Source organism: Kitasatospora sp. NPDC042419, from assembly GCF_056437345.1.
In genome coordinates this window covers 264,720-284,361 of the sequence record NZ_JBWKAW010000007.1, presented here as the reverse complement: position 1 = coordinate 284,361, position 19,642 = coordinate 264,720, and the positions used below count along the sequence as shown (strand labels likewise).

The window sequence follows — 19,642 nt, the reverse complement described above, 5'->3', positions numbered from 1 at the left end:
CACTATCCTGAGATCCGCGAGAGGCCGACGCCGAGTCGGTGCCGGGCGTCAGTCGGGGGTCGAGTGTCAGAGTCGCGTTGGGTTCCCGGGCTCCGGTTCGGGCCGGAGTTCGACCCCGAGCAGTACGAGCTCCTGGAGTTCCACCACCGGGGCGGCGAGGCCGAGGTGTGGCGTGCCGTCCGCACCGGCCACAGCGGCCTCAAGGAACTGGTCGCCGCGAAGATCATGCTGGAGCGCGACCCCTCGGAGGTCCGCCGCTGGCTCGGCCGCTGGGACGACGTCTCGCACAACGCCCACCGGCTGGGCGTGAACGACCTCGTGGTACCCAGCTTCCTGCTCGGCCCCTCCCCGCACCGGCCCGGCACCCGGCCGACCGGCGGGCTGCTCGGCTACCAGATCTCGCCGTGGGTCGAGGGCGTGCCGCTGCACACCTGGGCCCGCGCCAACCGGGGCGGGCTGCCGGCCGCCGCCGAGGTGCTGGCCAGGCTCTGCCGGATCGTCGACGAGCTGCACCGCAAGCGCTGGGTCCACCGGGACATCTCCCCCGCCAACGTCCTGGTCGACGCCGAGGGCCAGGTCAAGCTGATCGACCTCACCTTCCTCGCCCCGCTCGACCACGCGCTCACCGTCGCGGTGTTCACCCCCGGGCACGTCCCGCCGGAGGCCGAGCGGGTCGGCGGATTCCCCACCACCGCCAAGGACCTGTTCGCCGTCGGCACCCTGGCCCGCACCCTGCTGCTGCCCGACCACGGCCGGCTCGACCACCGGCTCGCCTCCGACCAGGCCCGGGGCGAGCTGCTGGCCGCCGGGTTCGGCGAGGAGCTCGCCCAGTGGGCCTGCGAGCCGCTCGCCCGCGAACCGGACCGCCGGCCCGCACCGCTCGGCCCCTGGGCGGCGCGCGGCCGCGAACTCCTGCGCGCCCACCGGGCGATGCCGCGCACCGCCTGCCTCGCCGTACTGCCCGACGCCGCCGGCCGGCCGCTGCTGGTCGCCGGCGGCGCCGACGGGGTCGTGTTCGCCGGCCCCGGCCTCGCCGGGCACCCGCCGCCGCCCGGGCCCGGGCCGCGCGCCGTCCGCACCCTGGTCTGCGGCTGGGCCGGACGGCAGGCCGAACTCGCGGTGTTCGCCGAGGACCAGACCGGCACGCTCTGGGTCGGCAACGGATCCGGCTGGTGGGAGGCGGCGCGCGGCATCGGCGGACTCGCCGGTGCGGTCAACTCGGCGGGCGAGCTGGCCGTGTGGACGGCCGTCGGCGGCACCCTGCGCTCGTACCGCTGGGCGCCCGGGCTCACCCTCACCGGCCAGGAGCTGACCGGCTGCCCGGCCGACCGCGTGCTGGCCGCCATGGAGGAACGGGCCGGCGCCTGGCTGCTCCTGGTCGAGCACCGGGAACGGCTGCTGCGCTGGCGGGTCGGAACCGACACCCCTCCCGAACCGCTGGGCCGTCCGGGCCCGATCCGCGCGGGGGCGCTCGCCCGGTCCTCGGCCGGCCCACAGGCCGCCGCGCTGCACCGGGACGGCTCGGCCCACCTGCACGGCGCGGACCCGACGGGCGCGGCGAGCGAGATCGGCGACGGCGAGCCCGCGCTCGGCATCGCGATGGCGGGCCATCGCGGCGGCCCGACCGTCGCCCTGGCCGGCGAGGGCGGCGTGCGGCTGCGCCTGCCCGCCGCCGGCAGCTCCCGGCGCCCCCGCTGGTGGCGGCCGACCCTGCGCCCCGCCACCCAGGTCGCCCTCGCCGTCGGCGACGACTGGCGGCTCTGCCTGGCCGCCGTGGTGGAGGGTGAACTCCACTGCTGGCAGGAGGACTCGGGCTACCGCTGGCAGCCGGTCGCGCTCCCCGGGCAGGGCGAGGGCTGACCCGCCCGCGCCGCGGGCGGGGAGCCCCGGCAGCTACCTCCCGCCACTGCCGGCAGACCGGTGGCGGGCCCGGGGCGGCCGGGCCCTTCCCGGTCTCCACCACGTCCCGTTCGGCGCACCGGAGTTCACACCCCGCCCCCTCCCGCCATCCGGAGTGTGCGGTTCACCTGCCGGTCGTGTGCCGGGAAAGCTATAGTCGCGGACATGACAGGCTTGCCCGGGCACCCGCCCGGCGCCGGCCGCATCCGACGGCCCCGGCCGCGCGGCGGAACCGCCGGCGAGGGACCGCCCGCCGACGACTACGCTCCCCCGAGACGGGTCCGGCCGCCACCGGCGCCACCGGATCCGCACCCGCGCCCACTCCCCACCGTCCCGCTCATCGGAGGTCGCCCGTGGCCCGGCTGCATGTCCGAACCGGCATCAACCCCGACGACCCGGACGCCCCCGTGGTGGCGCTGCTCGTCGACCCGGAGGGCCCGCCCGGCGAACAGGCCGTCGCCAGGCTGGGCTGGTACGGGCACGAGGGGGACGGTGCGCTCTTCCTGCTCCCGACCGACGGATGGGCGGAACACGCCCTCGACGGGGACCGGCTGGCCGTCGACGTCGCGGTCCACCCGTTCGCGCTGGAGCAGCTCGGCATCGACCCGGCGGGTTTCCCCGCGCGTTCCGCGATCGTCCCGGAGGCCGCGCTCGTGCTGCGTGCCGAGACGGCGGTGGACCCGCGGCTGTACGCCCTGGCCGCCGACGCCGGGACCGCCGTCTTCACGGCCGCGCCCGGCCGCACCCTCGACGAGGTGCTCGCCGCCGGCGACGACTGGCCGGTCCTGCTCGCCCCGCCGCCGTCGGCGGACGCCGAGTACTCGGGCGGCCCGCGGAGCCCGCGCAGTTGACCGGGCCGGCCGCACGCACCGGAACGCACCGGAACCCGCAGGGCTCCGCGCCCCGTCGGCACGGACGGGACGCGGAGCACCCCCGGGGAGCCCGGAGCAGACCCGGAGCACGGGACAGACCCGGTGCACGGGGCAGACCCGGAGCGCGGGACAGACCCTGACCCGGGGGCCGCGCCGCCGGGGCCGACCCCCGGGGCGCCGGCCCCGGCGGTGGCCCGGCCCCCGCGGCGGCCCGTCCCCGGCGGTGGCCCGGTCCCGGCGCCACCGCGCCCGCTCGGGCTACGCCCCGCTGTGCCGCAGCATGTCCTCCCGCTCCACGACCTTGACCCGCTCCCGCCCCTCCGCCGCGCCGAGCGCGCGCTCGTGGGCGTCGAGCAGCTGCCACCCCTCCCACGTGGTGTACCGGACGCCCTGGGCGTGCAGGTGGGCGAGGACCGCGTCCGGCTCGGGCTCGACGGCGCCGGGGAGGCGGCCCTCGGCCTGGTCGGCGAGCAGGCAGGCGACGGTCTCGTTGGCGTCGCCCTTGGTGTGCCCGATGAGGCCGACCGGGCCGCGCTTGATCCAGCCGGTGACGTAGGTGGCGGCCTGGTGCGAGCCGTCGGCCGCGAGCACCCGGCCGGCCTCGTTCGGGACGGTGCCGGACACCGGGTCGAACGGCACCTTGGGCAGCTCGTCGGAGTAGTAGCCGATCGCCCGGTAGATCGCCTGCACGTCCCAGTCGGTGTGCCGGCCGGTGCCCCGGACGTTGCCCGTGCCGTCGAGTTCGGTGCGCTCGGTGCGCAGCCCGCTCACCCGGCCGTCGGCGCCGAGGATCTCCACCGGGGACTCGAAGAAGTGCAGGAACAGCTTGTGCGGGCGGTCGCCGGCGTCGCGGATCGCCCAGTTCTCGATGGTCGAGGCGACCATGTCGACGTGCTTGGCGCCGCGCCGCTCGGCGATCGAGCCGTCGTCGTAGTCGATGTCCTCGGGGGCGACGATGACCTCGATGTTCGGCGAGTGGTCGAGCTCGCGCAGCTCCATCGGGCTGAACTTGGCCTGGGCGGGCCCGCGCCGGGCGAACACGTGCACCTCCAGGGCCTTGTTGGCGCGCAGCCCCTCGTACACGTTCGGCGGGATCTCGGTGGGGAGCAGCTCGTCGGCGGTCTTGGCGAGGATGCGGGCCACGTCGAGCGCGACGTTGCCCGCGCCGAGCACGGCGACCTTCCCGGCCTCCAGCGGCCAGGTGCGCGGCACGTCCGGGTGGCCGTCGTACCAGGAGACGAAGTCGGCGGCCCCGTAGGACCCTTCGAGCCCGACGCCGGGGATGTCGAGCGCCCGGTCGGCCATCGCGCCGGTCGCGAAGACCACCGCGTCGTAGAACCGGTGCAGGTCGTCGAGCGTGAGGTCGCCCGGGTAGTCGACGTTGCCGAAGACGCGGATCTGCGGCTTGCTCAGCACCTGGTGGAGCGCGGTGACGATGCCCTTGATCCGCGGGTGGTCGGGCGCCACGCCGTACCGGATGAGGCCGAACGGCGCGGGCATCCGCTCGAACAGGTCGATCGAGACCCCGGGCTGCTGGGCGGCGTCGGACTTGAGCAGGGCGTCGGCCGCGTAGATGCCGGCGGGGCCGGCGCCGACTATCGCGACTCGGATCGGACGGGACATGGCGGGGCGATCCTCCGAACGGGGGCACGGGCAGGCGGGCAGGAGGGTGAGGGCGACCCCCCGGCCAGCCAACACTGCTGGTCCGTGCCGAGACTAGTCGGTGCGGATCTATGAGGTCATAGAGCCGACCTATGACCCGGGCGGGAACTTCCGGCGGCCCTGCGCGCCCGGGCCCACCACCCCGCCCCGCACGGCCGAGCCGCCCGCTCCGCCCACCCCGCCCGTCTCCGCCGCCGGTCGGCGGCGAGCCGCGCACCGCCCGTCCACCGCCGCGTGCCGGGGTCCCTCCGACCCGCGCCGGCCCGCGCCGGACGTGATCGAGCCGTTCCCGGACCGTCGACCAGCGGCGTCCCGCCGCCGTCCGCACGTGGTCCGAAAACCGCCCCCGGAACGCCGCCCGGGTGCCCTAGCCTGACCCTCGCACCACGACATGATGTCTAGACCACAGGGTGGGGAATCATGAATTCGCGCGTGTCGAAGGCCCGTTGGACGGGATCGCTGGTGGCTGCGGCGGTGCTCCTGCTGACCGGCGCGGGCGCCGGGGCCGCCGTCGCCGACACGGTACCGGGTGCGGTCGGCGGGACCGACGGTACCGCCGTCGGATGGCGGGCGCTCGGGCTGGCGGTCGGCCCGGAGGGGAACCGGGCGTTCGTCGTCGCCGCCGACCGGGCCGGCAGCCGGACCCCGGTCGTGCTGCGCACGGTCGACACCCGGACGGGCGCGGTGGTCGCCGAACTGCCGCTGGCGGACGACGGCACCGCCGGCCGGCCCGCGGTGAGCCAGGACGGCCGCCACCTGTACGTCCTGGTGTCGGACCGGCTGGTCGCCGTCGACACCGCCGCCAACTCGGTGGTGTCCCGCACCCCGGCCCCGGACCAGCCGCGGCCCGCCGACTGGTCGGCGGGCCGCCTGACCGGCCTGGCGGTCAGCCCCGACGGGTCGAGGGTCTACGTCGACCAGGACGGCCCGCAGGGCTACGGCCAGGGCGTCCGGCCCGGTCGGGTGCTGGTGTTCGACACCCGGCAGGGCGCCTTCAGCGCGACCGTGCCGCTGCGCGGCCACGCCGTCAGCGCCATCGCCCTCCAGCCGGGCGGCGCCGGCGTCTACGTCTCCACCGACACGGGCCTGGAGCACCTCGACACCACCACCCCCGTCCCGACCGCGTTCCGCACCGTCGACCGGATCGGCGCCACCAGGGAGCTGGCCGCCTCCCCGGACGGCCTGCACCTGTACGCGCTGGGCTCCCAGGCCGACACCGGCACCGGCTACGTGGTCGACACCGTCAACGACACGGCGAAGCCCGTCTTCACCTTCGCCGGCGCCCCGGTCGACCTCCACTACGCGGCGGTGAGCCCGGACGGCGGCCGGGTCCACGTGCTCAAGGACGGCTGGACCCCGCAGGCCTCGGTGCTCTCCTACGACACCGCGACCGGCGCCGGCCTCCCCGGCGAGACGCTCACCGGCTTCGGCCTGGACGGCGTCTCGGCCGCAGCGGTCGCGCCGGGCGGGCACACGCTCTACCTGGCCGGCATCCGCGGTGACGCCTCTTACCTGAAGGCCGTCAGGTACTGACGGCCCACCCACCACCCGGCCGGCTGCCCGACCCGCCGGCCGACACCGGCGGCGGGCGCCGCCCGCACGAGCCGCCGCCGAGGTACCCGGCGTACCACCGGCCGGGTGCCCGGCCGCGCACCGGGCACCCGCGAACCCGCCCGTACGGACCGGCGACCGCTGCCCTCCGGACCCGGGGCCGTTCGGGGCCGGACCCGGGCGCGCGCCGCACCCGGGACCGGGACCGGTCGGGCGCCGTGCCCGGGAGCCCTCCCCCGACGCGGCACCCGGAAGGTGGCGCCACCGGCGGTCCCGTCGAGGGCGAGCCGGGAGACCGCGGAACCCGACGGCCCCGCACCCGGCGCCCCGCGGTCAGCACCCCGCGGCCCCCTCGGCCCCCACGGACCCCGCAACCCCCACGGACCCCGCAGCCCCCTCGGACCCCTCGGACCCTACGGCCCCGACACCTCCGGCCCGGGGCGCCAGCCCGTCCATCACCAGGCCGAAGAGGCGGTCGCCCCGTTCGGCGAGGCTCGGGGCCTGGTCCGCGATCCAGGCGAGGGCGTTGACCAGGGCGAACAGGTCGACGGCGTCGACGTCCGGCCTGACCAGGCCGTCCCGCTGCGCCGCCGACAGCAGCCGGCCGCACGCTTGACGCATCGTCAGGCATGCGGCGTGCAGCGGCGACCCGGGATCCTGGAGCGTGGCCATCAGCGCGGCGGAGAGCCCCTGGTAGGCGCCCGCGCCGCGCGTGAACTCGCGCAGCCAGACGCCCAGCGCGCGGTCCGGCGGCCCGGCGACGGCGAGTGCGTCCGCCCGGTCGGCGAGGAGCTCGAAGCGCCGCCGCAGCAGCGCCTCCAACAGGGCGTCCCTGGTCGGGAAGTGGCGGTAGAGCGTGCCGAGGCCGACGTCGGCGCGGCGGGCGATGTCCCGGAGGGAGGCCTGGGCGCCCTGTTCGGAGACCACCTCCGCCGCCACCTCCAGGACGCGGTCGCGATTGCGCCGGGCGTCGGCGCGAGGGGCGCGCCCGGCGGGAGGCGTGGCTGGCTCGACGGGCATGGGGTTCCTCACCGTTGACAAGTGGAGCACTGCTCCGGTTTTCTTTCCGGAGCACCGCTCCGGATTCTACCGGGCGGTCGCCCCCCGATCGGGGAGAGATCCGGGGGCACCCGGGGAGAGGAAGAGACGACCATGGGAAACCGCACCGCGACCATGCGGGCCGTCCGGCTGCACGCCTTCGGAGGCCCCGAGGTGCTGGTCCACGAGGAGGTGCCCCGCCCGTCGCCCGCACCGGGCGAGGTACTGGTCCGGGTCCACGCCGCGGGCATCAACCCGCCCGACCTGTACGCCCGCACCGGCTTCGCCCGCATCCCGGCCGAGCTGCGACCCGCGTGGACGCCGCCGCTCGTCCTCGGCAGTGACGTCTCGGGCATGGTGGCCGAGCTCGGCGAGGGCGTCACCGACTGGCGGCCCGGGGACGAGGTCTTCGGACTGATCCGCTTCCCCGGGCAGGGCGCCGGGTACGCCGAGTACGTCACGGCCCCCACCGACCACCTGGCCGCCAAGCCGGCCTCACTCGACCACACCGAGGCCGCCGCCGTACCGATGGCCGGACTCACCGCCTACCAGTTCCTGCTCGGGGAGCGGACCCCGCTGCCCGGCGGCACCACCCTGGTCAACGGCGCGGCGGGCGGGGTCGGGCACTTCGCCGTCCAGCTCGCCCGGATCGCCGGTGCGGAGCGGGTGATCGGCGTGGCCTCCGGACGGCACGAGACGTTCCTCCGCGGACTCGGGGTGGACCGGTTCGTCGACTACACCCGCACCTCCGCGGCCGAGGCCGTCCCGGATGCGGCGGACCTGCTGGTCGACACCGTCGGCGGGCCGGACGCCCACCGCCTCCTCCCGGCCGTGCGGCGCGGCGGCCTCGTCCTCCCCGTCTACCTCGGCGACTACCACCGCGAGCGCGCCGCCGGGCTCGGCATCACCCTCCCCGACCGGATGCAGCAGGTGCGTTCCAGCGGGGCCGACCTCGCCGCGCTGGCCGAGCTGCTCGACTCCGGCCGGGTGCGCGTCCACGTCGGTGGCGTCCACCCGCTCGCCGAGGCGGCGGCAGCGCACCGACAGGCCGAACAGGGGCACCTCCAGGGCAAACTCGTCCTCCGGGTCCTCCCGTAGGACCGGCCGGACGGATCCGGCCGCCCGGACGGCCCGGCCCGGCCCGGCCGCGCAACCCCGACGGCCCCGGCCCGACCCCGAACCGGCCGGCCGGTGCCCCCGACGCCGCGCCCCGGCGCCGGGGGCACCGGTCGCCCCGGACCGGCCGGCCCCCGCCGGCCACCCGCCATCACCGCCCCGCCCCCACCCACCCGTTGCCGCCCCTTCGGACACGGGCCTGCACGAATGGGCAACGGGTGCTGCCCGTTCATCCGACCGCCTCGCCACCGGTTCGGACTCGGCCGGACCAGGGGGTTCCGGCGCAGGTCATGCCCCGTTCGGCACTCGCGCGGAGCCGCCTCCCGGGCACCCCAGGACAAGGGTTGACACCGGAAGTTGGTCTAGTCCACCGTAGGGGAACGCACGTTTGACGAGGCCGGAACACCTCCCGACACACCTTGTCGAGCAAGCGAGTTGACGAGTCACGCGATAGGTCCACCGAGGGCGTCAGTCCCCGCGCGAGGGCACCGAGAGCAGAAGGAGGCCAGGAATTCCGGCCACGGCATCCGCCCGAACACCCGGCGTTGCCGACCGCCGAACGGCGCACCGGCACGCCCGGTCGCGCGACGTCGCGCCGCCGGAGCCTCCCGCATTCCGCCTTCCTGCGCCGACACCGGACGCCTGACACGGGACGTCCGCCGAAGGACATCCGGCAGAGGACGTCTGACACCGGGCCTCCGACACAGGAAGTCCGGCACCGGACATCCGCACTCCCGACACCCGACACCGCACGCCCACCCTCCTCAGGGCTTCCTCCGGCCCTGCCTCACCCGCGCCCCGCGGACCCGGGCCCTCCGGCATGCCCGAGCACCGCCGCCCGCGCGGGCACCAGCCCGACGTCCCGACCCGAACCTTGGAGTGACGTGATGCCGAAGCCCGACGGGTACCTGTATCGAGCCGCTTCGGAGCGCCCCTGCTTCAGGACCGGCGGCGGGCCCCGCCTCGTCCGCACCCCACTGAAGGACGCCGAGCGGCAACGGCCGCTGCGCGTGCTCTCCGAGGGGCGGCCCGCGTTCCGACGGATCCGCGGCTACGGCGTCGTGAAGGAGGCGGTCCCGACCGGGGCCGCCCGGCGTCCGCTCGACCCCGCCCGGGACTTCCGGCGCCGCGACCCGAAACGTCCGGACACCTGTTACGGGGAAGGCGAGTTCTGCGCGGAGCCGGATGCCCGGCCGCACGCCCCCCGGGGTGGCGAAGGGTGAACGACAGCACCGGCACGAGCAGCATCCGCCTGACCCCGCCCACCGACCGGGCCCGTACCCCCGTCATCGCCGACCACGAACCCCCCGACGCTGCAGGGGAGTTCAGCGCCGGGGCACACCGCCCGGACGGGGCGCAGACCGACATCGAGACCTTCGCGCTGCTCGTCGACGCCTGGACCCCACTGGTCCGCTCGGCCCGCGGCCTTCCGCCGGACGGGCCCGACGCGGCCTCCGCCGGCCCCGGTTGGAGCACCGACCATGCCTGAGTACGCACGCCTGCGCACCGCCCTCGCGGCCGGCGAGGACGACCGGCTCATCCTCGACCTGGACGGCATCGAAGCCCAGTACGACGCCCTGCTGGGCGAACTGCCCGGCGTGGCCGTCCGGTTCGCCATGAAGGCCTGTCCGGTGGACGAGGTGCTGGCCGCCCTGGCCGCCCGCGGCTCCGGCTTCGACGCGGCCGGACCGCAGGAGATCGCCCAGGCGCTGCGCAGCGGCGTCCCGGTCGACCGGATCCACTACGGCAACACCATCAAGTCGGACCGCCAGATCGCCGAGGCCCACCGGCTCGGCGTCCGGGACTTCGCGACCGACAGCCTGGCCGACGTCGCCGCGATCGCCGCCCACGCCCCCGGCGCCCGGATCTTCTGCCGGCTCGCCACCACCGGCGAGGGCGCACTCTGGGGCCTCAGCCGCAAGTTCGGCTGCTCCCCCGAGGACGCGCTGCGGATCCTGGAGGCGGCCCGCGCCGCCGGGCTGACCCCGGCCGGGCTCTCCGTGCACGTCGGCTCCCAGCAGCTCACCTCCGAGGCCTGGCGGAGCGCCCTGGACACCCTCGCCGCCGTGATCGAGGAGGCCGGCCGGCGCGGCATCCTGCTGGACCACGTCAACCTCGGCGGCGGCCTGCCCGCCCTCGGCGTCCTGGACCGGCGCGGGCGGCCGCTCGACCCGCCGGTGGACAAGATGTTCGCGGTCATCCGGGAGGGCATCCAGCGCCTGCGCGACGTCTCCGGCGGGCCGCTGGACTTCCTGATCGAGCCCGGGCGCCACCTGGTAGCCGACCACGGCGCCATCCGCGCCCGCGTCATCAGACTGACGGAACGTCAGCAGCTCGACGGGGAGCGGGCGTACTGGCTCTACCTGAGCTGCGGCAAGTTCAACGGCCTGTACGAGATGGACGAGTTGCGCTACCGGCTGGAGTTCCCCGGCCGGGCCGGCGCGGCGACCGTCCCCGCCGTGGTCGCCGGCCCCACCTGCGACAGCGACGACGCCTACGCCGACGAGGGCCCCGGCATGCCGGTCCCCCGGGACGCCGCCTCCGGGGACCAGGTCTGGATCCTCTCCTGCGGCGCCTACTCCACCGCCTACACCACCCAGGGGTTCAACGGCTTCCCCCCGCTCCCCCACAGCTGTGTCCGCACCGGCTCCGACGCCCCCGAGGAGGCCCCGAGCGGATGACCGAGCACCAGGTCCGCCTGGACGACGACCTCCTCGTACGGCCGCCGGCCGAGCACGACCGGGACGAGGTGGTGGCGCTGGAGGCCCGCGCCTACGGTGAGAGCGGTCTCTCCGAGGGCGGCGACGCCCTGCGCTCGCGCGGCCGGGCCGCCCCCGCCCACCCCCGAGGCGGGGGCCGGCCCGCCTCCGCCGAAAACCCGTGGCACCCGCCCCGGCCCCTCCGTAGGCTCGACCGATGACCACCCGCACCTTCCGCATCACCGTCCGCGGCGTCTTCGACGGCCTCACCCCCGAGCAGCTCGCCGAACTCCGGGCCCGCGCCGCCGACCACGACGTGCTCTACGCCGCGTTCACCCCCGAAGGCCATCTCAGCTACGACCTCGACGCGCGCGCCGTCTTCACCTTCCGCTTCCAGGACACCGGCGAGGCCGAGGAGGACATCCTCGACGCGACCGAACGCGCCGAGCGGTCCGCGCGGGCCTGGCTCGACGAGCGCGGCTACGGCCACCGGAACCTCCGCTCCCAGTCCGAGGACCTCTCCCAGGCACCGCTCGGCAAGCGTCAGCGGCGCGCCAACCGGTCCGCCACCGGCTGACCGGATCGTTCCGCACCGCGCCCCGATGATGCCTTCAGCGACGCCCCGCCGACCCGCCATGATCGAGGCATGAACAGCGCACTCGTCGTGATCGACGTCCAGGAGTCCTTCCGGCAGCGGGCGAACTGGGCCGCCGTCTCCGACCCCGGTGTCGTCGGGCAGGTCCGCCGCCTGGTCGAGCACACCCGGGCCGCCGGGGACCTCGTCGTCTGGATCCTGCACGCGGAGCCCGGAACCGGCACCGTCTTCGACCCGGCACTCGGCCACGTCCGCCTCATCGACGGGCTGGCCCCCGCCGCGGGCGAGCCCGTCCTCACCAAGACCTCGCACAACGCGTTCACCACCACCAACCTGCAGCAGCTGCTCACCGAACGCGGCCTGCACACCCTCACCGTCTGCGGCCTCCGCACCGAGCAGTGCTGCGAGACGACCGCCCGGCTCGCCTCCGACCTCGGCTACGAGGTCGTCTTCGCCGTCGACGCCACCGCCACCCACCCGATCGAGCACCGCGACGCCCCGCCCGGCCGCAGCCTCGCCGAGATCCTCGCCGACCCGCGTACCCTCGGCACCGACGAGATCATCGCCCGCACCGAGTACGCGCTGGCCGACCGGTTCGCCCGGATCGCCACCGTCGACGAACTGGTCGGCGCCGCCACCGCACCGGCCGCCATCGCACCGGTGACGCCCACCGCCGCACCGGTCGCCACCGCCGTCGGTGCCATCACCCCGGGGAGCTGACCGGATCGTGACCCGCGTCGTCTTCCTGCTCGTCCCGCAGCTGCACCTGCTGGACCTCGCCGGCCCCGCCCAGGCGTTCTCCACCGCCGCCGACCAGGGCCACGGGTACGAGATCGGCTACGTCGCCGAGCAGGAGGACGTCCCCACCGCCCAGGGGCTCACCCTGCGCGCCTCCACCGATTGGCCCGACCTCACCGCCGACGACCTGCTCGTCGTCCCCGGCTGGCGCGCCCCCGTCCTGCGCGGCAGCGGCGAGATCGCCCCCGCCACCCTGGCCCGCCTCGCCGCCCACCACGCCGCCGGCGGCACCGTGGCCTCCGTCTGCGCCGGAGCCGACGCCCTCGGCCGGGCCGGCCTGCTCGACGGCCGCCGCTGCACCACCCACCACGACGTGCAGGACGAACTCGCCCGCCGCCACCCCCGGGCCACCGTGGTCCGAGACGTCCTGTACGTGGTCGACGACCGCGTGGTCACCTCCGCCGGGATCGCCAGCGGCATCGACCTCGCCCTCCACCTGCTCGCCGTCCGGCACGGCCCGGCCGCCGCGGCCCGGGTCGCCCGCGAGATGGTCGTCTACGCCCGGCGCAACGGCGACGAGCCGCAGGCCGGCGTCATGCTCCGGCACCGTGCCCACCTCGTCGACGCCGTCCACCGGGTCCAGGACCTCATCGACGCCCGGTTCACCGTCGCGCTCCCCCTCGCCGACCTGGCCGACGCCGCCGGTGTCAGCGAGCGCACCCTCACCCGGCACTTCACGGCGGCCACCGGTCTCACCCCGCTCCGCTACCAGCAGGAGCTCCGCGTCGAACGCGCCGAACACCTCCTCGCCCACGGTGCCACCGCCGAGTCGGCAGCCCGCGCCGTCGGCTTCCAGGACGCCCGGATGCTCCGCCGGCTGCGCTCGTCAGGCGCGTGAACGGCCCAGCGCCCGACTCCCCGCCCTCGCCCTCGCGGCCGCCCCCGGCCCGACAGCCCCGTCCCCGCCCCCGTCTCCGTCCCCATCTCTGCCCCCGTCTCCGTCTCCGTCCCTAGCGCCCTTACCCGCCCGCCACTTCCGCCGCCGCTGCCGCTCCCGGACCGAGCTCCCCAGTCGCACCCCCGCCAGGAGCAGCACCAGCCCGTCCGTCACGACCGCGATCACCGCGAGCGGCGCGACGTCCGCCCACGAGTGCTCGTCCAGCTCCGCCCTCCCCGGCGCGGCCCACCGCCGGAGCTCCGTCCCGTTCGAGTACAACCGGTCCGTGCTGCGCGGCTCGTCGAACGTCCGCCCTCCGGCCGTCCACTCGTGCCGGCACTCGAACCGCTCCAACCATCCGGCGACCTCGTCAAACTGACGCTCCGTCACCCGGCACTGGCCGACCACGACGGTCACCCGCTCCGTCGTCCGCTGCCACCGCACGGCGTTCCCGGCCGTCCCGGCCGTGGCTCCGACCGCGACCAGCACCAGCGCCGCCGCCCCGGAGGCCAGCAACGCGTCGAACCAGCGGTGCGCACCGGGCCTGAGGAACATCCCGACCAGCGCCACCGCCAGGCCCGCGCCGAGCACCACCTCGGCCCACGGCGGCCACGGCCACCCCATCACCCCGTCCCACAGCATCACCGCCGCTCCGAGGACGACCGCCGCCAGCCCCCAGCCGGCCACGAGCCCACGTGCCTTCCGCACCGTGCCACGCCCCCTCCGGCGCCCGTCCGACCGCCCCTCCGGCGGGCCCCGGGGCCCCGCTCCTCCCGCTACCCGTCCACCAGTCGGCGCAACCAGGCCCCGACCTCCGCGTAGTCGCCGTCCGCCAGCCCCACCGCGGGATCCACCCACCACAGCAGCGCCCGCCCCGGGTGGTGGTCCGCCACCCACGCCCGGTCGGCGTCGCCGATCTCGTCGTCCACCCACACGAAGTCCCGGCCGGCGGCGAACTCGACGACCCCGCGCGTCTTCCAGCTCAGCCCGGCCCGCTCGTCGCCCGCGTCGCCGGCCCACGGATCCGTCGGCAGCTCGGCCAGCGCGGGCAGGCCGAGCCGCGGCGCGAGGTACGCGTTGGCGTCGGCCCCCCACGTCGTCGCCCACACCGGTTCGCACGGCAGCGCCGCCAGCCGCCGCCCGTGCGCCGGATCGAGCCGCCCCAGCAGGGGGTTCGACGGGTCCTCGCTCCCCGGGAACACCGGATACCGGCCGGCCGCGCCCCCGAAGGGGATCAGCGGCCCGTCCACGTCCAGGAAGAGCAGCGGCAGCCGTCCCGCATCGGTCGTCACCCCCGCACGATAGCGCCCCGGAAATCCCCGTGCGCCCCGCCACGCGCCTGCCCGAGACTGTCCGCCATGGACCAGGAACCGCCCCGCCTCAGCAGCGAGTTGCTCGGCTTCGCCCCCGACGCCCGCGTCCTCCTCGTCAACTGCGACGACCTCGGCATGAACGAAGACGTCAACCTCGCCGTCGTCGACGCCGTCGAGCACGGCATCGCCGCCTCCGCCAGCCTGATGACGGTCTGTCCGGCGGCGCAGCACGCGCTGCGCCTGCTCCGGGAGCGCCCGGAGCTGCCGTTCGGCGTCCACCTCACCCTGGTCCGCGACACCGACTCCCCGGGCCACCGCTGGGGACCGCTCTCCCCGCCGGCCGCCGTCCCCTCCCTCCTCGACCGGGCCGGACACTTCCTCCCGGCCACCCCGGACGGCCGTGCGCGGCTCCTCGACCAGGCCCGACCCGCCGACGTGGAACGGGAGTTCCGCGCGCAGATCGAGGCCGCGACCGGCACCGGCCTCCGCCCCACCCACCTCGACTTCCACTGCCTCGCCGACGCGGGCCGCCCCGACCTCCTCGACCTCGCCCTCGCCCTGGGCGCCGAGTACGGGCTCGCCGTGCGCATCTGGCTGCCGCCCGCCCTGGACCGCCTCCGGGCCCACGGGCTCCCCGTGATCGACCACCCCTTCCTGGACAGCTTCGCCGTGCCCCTCGACGACAAGCCGGGCCACTACGCCCGGCTGCTCGCCGACCTCCCGCCCGGCCTCACCGAATGGGCCGTCCACCCCAGCCTCGCCACACCCGCCTCCCGCCCGGGCGACGGCGGCTGGCGCGTACGCGGGTCGGACCACGGCTTCCTCGTCTCGCCGCGGGCCCGCGAGCTGCTCACCGAGCACGGCGTCACCGTGATCGACTACCGCCCCCTGCAGGCGCTCTGGTCCGCGACACCGCCTCCCACCGCGTCCGGTTCCTTCAAGACCTCCGCCCCGCCGCCGCCTACCGTCGAGCCATGACACGCACCACACGCCTCGACGACACCGTGCTCGGCGCGGCCGCCCGGTTCCTCTGGACCTCCGGCCGCGTCCTGGAACAGCGCCGCTTCGCCCACCTGTTCGGCGGCGAGAGCGACCCCTCCGGCGTCCTGGCCGCCCTGGCCGCCCACCGGAGCAGTGACGGCGGCTACGCCTTCGGCCTGGAACCGGACGTCCGCGGACCGGCCGGCCAGCCGATCGCCGTCCCGACCGCCCTCGACGTCCTGGACGAGGCCGGACGGCTGGACGACGCGGCCGCCCGCCCGATCTGCGACTGGCTGGCCGGAGTCACCGCACCGGACGGCGGCGTGCCCGTCGTCCTGCCGAGCCTGCGCCCGTACCCGCGCCCGCCCTGGCTGCCGGTCCCCGAGGACGACGCGAAGCCGGCCGGCGAACTGCTGGCCACCGCCCAGATCGTCGGACCGCTGCTCCGCCGGGGCATCGACCACCCCTGGCTGTCCGCCGCCACGGCCTTCTGCCGCACCGCCGTCGAGAACCTCGACCGGACGCACCCGTACGAGGCCGGCGCGGCCCTCCGCTTCCTCGACGCCACCCCGGACACCGCCTGGGCGCGGCAGGCGGCGGCCCGCCTGGGCGAACTGGTCCGCGACCAGCGCATCGTGCTCCTCGACCCGGACCGGCCCGAGGAGGCGCTGCTCTCCCCCGGCTACGCGCCCGGGGAGTACCACCTCCCGCACGACTACGCCCGCCGGCCGGACAGCCTGGCCCGCGCGTGGTTCACCGACGCGGAACTCGGCCGCGGGCTGGACCACCTCGCCACCCGGCAGCAGCCGGACGGCGGGTGGCCGATCCACTGGGCGCGCTGGTCGGCCACCACCGAGTCCGAGGCGCGCCCCGGGGTGACGCTGGCCGCACTGCGCGTGCTGCGCGCCTACGACGGGCCGTCCGGCTGACCCGACCGCCTCCGGGCACCCCGCCTGCCCGACCGGGCCGTAGGGCACGCCCTAACGCCGCCCGGGCCTCCCGGGCCGGCCCAGCAGCGCCGTCGGCGTCACGCCCGCCCACCGCCGCACCTCCCGGGTGAGGTGCGCCTGGTCGGCGTACCCGGCCCGTGCCGCGGTCTCGGCGAGCCCCAGGCCGCCGGACCGGGCCAGGGCCAGGGCCCGCCGGAACCGCAGGATCCCCTGCAGGGTCTTCGGCCCGTACCCGACCGCATCGGTGATCCGGCGCCTCAACTGCCGCTCGGAGATGCCCAGTTCATCCGCCAGCAGCGGCAGCCGCACCGCGTCCGGCCGCCCGAGTCCGGCCACCGCCCGCTCGACCACCGGGTCCGGAGTCCACCGGCGCGCCGACGCGGCTGCGAACGCGTCCAGCACCGACGCGGCCGCCCTCGGCCCCCGTGCCCGGGCCAGCCGGTCCCCGAGCCGCTCCGCCGGCTCCGCCCCGAGCAGATCGCCGAGCGGTACCTGCAGGTCGCACAGCTCCCGCACCGGGACCGCCCCGAGCAGGAGACCCGCCGCGCCCGGCCCGAACCGCACCCCGGCCAGGCCCGCCCCACCGGGCACCGGCACACTGCGGGGCCCGCGGTCGGGCCCGACCACCTCCAGCGCCCCGCCCGACCAGACCAGGTCCACGCAGCCGTCCGGCAGGATGAGCTGCCGGTAGGCGGGGCCTCCGGCGTTCTCCCGCACCCAGACGCACCGGACCTGCCGTGGCGGCGCGACCGCCGGCCGCCACTGCGCGTACGGCGTGCCGGGCGCCGCGGGCGTGCCGGGCGCCGCGGGCGCACCGCGCGTGCCGGGCGCGTCCGCTGTTCCGGGCGCCTCCTGCTGCGAACTCACCACCCCACCTTCACCCGAGCGCCGGCACGTACGCCAGCCCGTGCGGCCCGGCGCCCCGGCCCAGCCCGACCTCGCGCACCACCCGCCGGTCCGCCAGGTCCACCACGGTCACCGTGTCCGAGGCGATGGCGGCGACGTATCCGAGCGCGCCGTCCGGCGACGAGTGGACGGTCAGCGGCACCTGTCCGACCGTCACCTCCCCCAGCTCCGCCAGCTCCTCCGGCGCCGCGTGCCCGCCTCCCGCCGCCCCGAAGATCCGCAGCCGACCGGCCGTCGGGACCGGCCCGCCGTCCGCCGCCGGGGCGGCGAGGTGGACCTCCCCGGCCAGCACCAGCCCGCCCGCCGTCACGTGCACGGGGACCGCCGGGGCCGCCAGCGGGAGGGTGCGCACCACCCGGTCGGTCCGGACGTCGACCACCGCCAGCGCGGGCGGCGCGGCGAGTGCGCCCGTCAGGTCCAGCTTCGGTGTGGCGACCACCGCGTACCGCCCGTCGGCGCTCATCGCGATGCCCTCGCTGCCCGGCACGGCCACCGTCCCGCCGGTCCGCCCCCGCCCGCCGGCATCCCGGCCCTGGCCCTGCCCCTGCCCCTGAATACGGCCGGCTCCCGGCTCCAGCACCGTCAGGAACGGCGCCTCCTTGTTGGTCGTGTACCCCCTGGTCCCGTCCGGCGTGAGCGCGAACCAATGCGGCCCCGGCGCCCCGACACCGGTCCGGTCCACCACCTTGCGGGCCGCGAGGTCCACCGCGAGCACCGCCCCGTCCCCGGCCGGCCCGGCCTCCACGCTCACGTACAGCAGTCCGCGCGCCGCATCGAGCGCCAGTCCGTGCGGGGCGCACTCCGGCGCCAGGTCAATGGTCTCTACCACCACCCGGCGATCCGGATCGACCACGACCAACTCCGTGGCCCGCTCGCCGTGGTGCTCGTAGAAACCCGACCGGTAGGTGACCGTGCAGTACAGCAGCCTTCGATCGGCATCGAACAGCACCTCGTGCGGCTCGGGCGGAAGCCGCACCTCGCCGAGCCGCCGAGATCCGTCAGCGGAGAGGAAGAGCAGCATACGGCCGCCTTGGCAGGCTACCGCCAACATGTCATTGTCATTCATCGCGTCAGATCCTTTACTCCGAAGGGGAGTTGTCACGATCGACGGTAGATGCCGAACCCGCATGCACTCCAGTGAAAGCCTGGTCACCATACTTTCCAGTTCCGGTCATCCACCTCCCCCACCACCCCCACCCAGTCGACCGACCACTCGCGGAGAAGCCCATGCCCGACCTCGACCTCAACCTGCTCGTAGCCCTGGACGCCCTGCTCGACGAGGGCAGCGTCACCGGCGCCGCCGAGCGGCTGCACACCTCGGCCCCGGCGATGAGCCGCACCCTGGGACGACTGCGCCGCGTCCTCGGCGACCCGATCCTGGTCCGGGCCGGACGCGGCCTGGTACCGACACCACGCGCGGTGGAACTGCGGGCGGAGGTGCGGGCGCTGGTCAGCCGGGGCCAGGCGCTGCTGGTGCCGCAGACCGCCACCGAACCGGCCGACCTGAACCGCAGGTTCACCCTCCAGACCGGCGACGTCCTGCTGACGGCGATCGGCTCGACGCTGGTCGAGACGGTCCGCACGCAGGCGCCGGCCGTGACGCTGCGCTTCCTCGGGGACCACCTGGAGGGGTCGACCGCGATGCGCGACGGCGTGGTGGACCTGGAGGTCGGCGTCATCGACCACCTGGACCCGGAGACCCGGACCGAGCAGCTCACCACCACCGGGCTGGTCGGCATCGCCCGCGCCGGGCACCCGCTGACGGTCGGTCCACCGCCCACCGTTCACGAGTTCGCCGACGCCGACCACCTCGCGGTCTCCCGGCACGGCCGCGGTCCCGGCCCGGTCGATTCGCGGCTGGCCGACGTCGGGCTCGCCCGGCGGGTGGTGACCATAGTGCCGAGCTTCACGTCGGCGCTGTTCCTGCTCCGCGACACCGACCTGGTCGGCCTGGCGCCGGCCCGGCTCGGCAGCGCGGCGGCCACCGCGCTGGGGCTGGGCACCTTCCGACTGCCGGTGGAGCTGCCCGAGGTGGTACTGAGCATGGCCTGGCACCCGCGCAACGACCAGGACGCGGGCCACCGTTGGCTGCGCGAACTGGTCCGCGGCGTGGTGACCGCCCAGGCCGGGCCGAGCACCGCCCCGAACGGTTCCACCATCCCGGCCGTCACGCCGACCGACACCCCGGCCACACCCAACCCCGCGCCCACACCCACACCCGCGCCCACGGCAGCGACCACCCCGGCCTTCCCCCCGGCCCTCGGAGCGGCACCCGGAGACGGACCCGGGGTGGCACCCAACTCACCAGCCCTGAGCGGCCGTTGACCCAGTCGCGAACAGGGCCGAAGGGGCCGGCGGTACCGGCAGCACCACCGCCGATGCCAC

Annotated in this window: 19 protein-coding genes; 13 read left to right on the top strand and 6 right to left on the bottom strand. The window is 76.2% G+C overall.

What is annotated here, in order from left to right:
- Positions 1 to 63 precede the first annotated feature (63 nt).
- Together AC067J_RS17310 and AC067J_RS17305 are read left to right on the top strand one after the other, a co-directional pair.
- Positions 64 to 1,860 (top strand): protein kinase domain-containing protein, encoded by a 1,797-nt coding sequence (locus AC067J_RS17310; protein WP_478299970.1) that lies wholly within the window; start codon positions 64 to 66, stop codon positions 1,858 to 1,860.
- 392 nt (positions 1,861 to 2,252) lie between these two features.
- Positions 2,253 to 2,750 carry a hypothetical protein gene (locus tag AC067J_RS17305; RefSeq protein WP_478299968.1) on the top strand — a complete coding sequence of 166 codons (498 nt, stop codon included), beginning with the start codon at positions 2,253 to 2,255 and terminating at the stop codon, positions 2,748 to 2,750.
- A gap of 279 nt (positions 2,751 to 3,029) precedes the next feature.
- Here the strand turns inward: AC067J_RS17305 and AC067J_RS17300 are convergent, their stop codons facing one another.
- Entirely contained in the window at positions 3,030 to 4,394 is a 1,365-nt protein-coding gene (locus tag AC067J_RS17300; protein ID WP_478299966.1) for an FAD-dependent oxidoreductase, read from the bottom strand.
- 471 nt (positions 4,395 to 4,865) lie between these two features.
- On the opposite strand from AC067J_RS17300, the gene AC067J_RS17295 reads away from it, so the two are divergent.
- Complete coding sequence (locus tag AC067J_RS17295; RefSeq protein ID WP_478299964.1) at positions 4,866 to 5,966, top strand: YncE family protein; 1,101 nt, start codon at positions 4,866 to 4,868, stop codon at positions 5,964 to 5,966.
- A gap of 351 nt (positions 5,967 to 6,317) precedes the next feature.
- Here AC067J_RS17295 and AC067J_RS17290 read toward each other — a convergent pair whose 3' ends face one another.
- Positions 6,318 to 7,004, bottom strand: a complete 687-nt coding sequence (locus tag AC067J_RS17290; protein ID WP_478299962.1) for a TetR/AcrR family transcriptional regulator — start codon at positions 7,002 to 7,004, stop codon at positions 6,318 to 6,320.
- A 132-nt stretch (positions 7,005 to 7,136) separates the two neighbouring features.
- On the opposite strand from AC067J_RS17290, the gene AC067J_RS17285 reads away from it, so the two are divergent.
- From AC067J_RS17285 to AC067J_RS17255, 7 genes are all read left to right on the top strand, one after another.
- The gene (locus AC067J_RS17285) at positions 7,137 to 8,120 is read left to right on the top strand and encodes an NADP-dependent oxidoreductase (RefSeq protein WP_478299961.1); all 984 of its coding nucleotides are present in this window, start codon (positions 7,137 to 7,139) and stop codon (positions 8,118 to 8,120) included.
- Between the two features lie 1,237 nt (positions 8,121 to 9,357).
- Entirely contained in the window at positions 9,358 to 9,627 is a 270-nt protein-coding gene (locus AC067J_RS17280) for a hypothetical protein (protein WP_478299959.1), read from the top strand.
- Positions 9,620 to 10,819, top strand: coding sequence for a type III PLP-dependent enzyme (locus AC067J_RS17275; RefSeq protein ID WP_478299957.1), 1,200 nt, complete (start codon positions 9,620 to 9,622; stop codon positions 10,817 to 10,819). The genes AC067J_RS17280 and AC067J_RS17275 overlap by 8 nt, the downstream gene beginning before the upstream one ends.
- Positions 10,816 to 11,058 (top strand): hypothetical protein, encoded by a 243-nt coding sequence (locus tag AC067J_RS17270; RefSeq protein ID WP_478299955.1) that lies wholly within the window; start codon positions 10,816 to 10,818, stop codon positions 11,056 to 11,058. Before AC067J_RS17275 ends, AC067J_RS17270 begins: the two co-directional genes overlap by 4 nt.
- Positions 11,055 to 11,414, top strand: a complete 360-nt coding sequence (locus AC067J_RS17265; RefSeq protein ID WP_478299953.1) for a DUF6204 family protein — start codon at positions 11,055 to 11,057, stop codon at positions 11,412 to 11,414. Before AC067J_RS17270 ends, AC067J_RS17265 begins: the two co-directional genes overlap by 4 nt.
- Positions 11,415 to 11,483: 69 nt before the next feature.
- Positions 11,484 to 12,152 carry a cysteine hydrolase family protein gene (locus AC067J_RS17260; RefSeq protein ID WP_478299951.1) on the top strand — a complete coding sequence of 223 codons (669 nt, stop codon included), beginning with the start codon at positions 11,484 to 11,486 and terminating at the stop codon, positions 12,150 to 12,152.
- Positions 12,153 to 12,159: 7 nt separating this feature from the next.
- On the top strand, positions 12,160 to 13,068 hold the full coding sequence (locus AC067J_RS17255; RefSeq protein ID WP_478299950.1) for a GlxA family transcriptional regulator: 909 nt from the start codon (positions 12,160 to 12,162) through the stop codon (positions 13,066 to 13,068).
- On the opposite strand, the gene AC067J_RS17250 is transcribed toward AC067J_RS17255, so the two are convergent.
- Together AC067J_RS17250 and AC067J_RS17245 are read right to left on the bottom strand one after the other, a co-directional pair.
- Entirely contained in the window at positions 13,057 to 13,815 is a 759-nt protein-coding gene (locus AC067J_RS17250; RefSeq protein ID WP_478299948.1) for a hypothetical protein, read from the bottom strand. The two genes, AC067J_RS17255 and AC067J_RS17250, sit on opposite strands and share 12 nt — an antisense overlap.
- Before the next feature lie 68 nt (positions 13,816 to 13,883).
- Positions 13,884 to 14,399 (bottom strand): HAD domain-containing protein, encoded by a 516-nt coding sequence (locus tag AC067J_RS17245; RefSeq protein ID WP_478299946.1) that lies wholly within the window; start codon positions 14,397 to 14,399, stop codon positions 13,884 to 13,886.
- 66 nt (positions 14,400 to 14,465) lie between these two features.
- On the opposite strand from AC067J_RS17245, the gene AC067J_RS17240 reads away from it, so the two are divergent.
- On the top strand, positions 14,466 to 15,398 hold the full coding sequence (locus tag AC067J_RS17240; RefSeq protein WP_478299945.1) for a ChbG/HpnK family deacetylase: 933 nt from the start codon (positions 14,466 to 14,468) through the stop codon (positions 15,396 to 15,398).
- Positions 15,395 to 16,330 carry a hypothetical protein gene (locus AC067J_RS17235; protein WP_478299943.1) on the top strand — a complete coding sequence of 312 codons (936 nt, stop codon included), beginning with the start codon at positions 15,395 to 15,397 and terminating at the stop codon, positions 16,328 to 16,330. The genes AC067J_RS17240 and AC067J_RS17235 overlap by 4 nt, the downstream gene beginning before the upstream one ends.
- A gap of 51 nt (positions 16,331 to 16,381) precedes the next feature.
- On the opposite strand, the gene AC067J_RS17230 is transcribed toward AC067J_RS17235, so the two are convergent.
- Complete coding sequence (locus tag AC067J_RS17230; protein ID WP_478299941.1) at positions 16,382 to 17,218, bottom strand: helix-turn-helix domain-containing protein; 837 nt, start codon at positions 17,216 to 17,218, stop codon at positions 16,382 to 16,384.
- A gap of 10 nt (positions 17,219 to 17,228) precedes the next feature.
- Entirely contained in the window at positions 17,229 to 18,278 is a 1,050-nt protein-coding gene (locus tag AC067J_RS17225) for a YncE family protein (RefSeq protein ID WP_478299939.1), read from the bottom strand.
- A gap of 206 nt (positions 18,279 to 18,484) precedes the next feature.
- Between AC067J_RS17225 and AC067J_RS17220 the strand changes: the two genes are divergently transcribed.
- On the top strand, positions 18,485 to 19,582 hold the full coding sequence (locus AC067J_RS17220) for a LysR family transcriptional regulator (RefSeq protein ID WP_478299937.1): 1,098 nt from the start codon (positions 18,485 to 18,487) through the stop codon (positions 19,580 to 19,582).
- Positions 19,583 to 19,642: the final 60 nt, after the last annotated feature.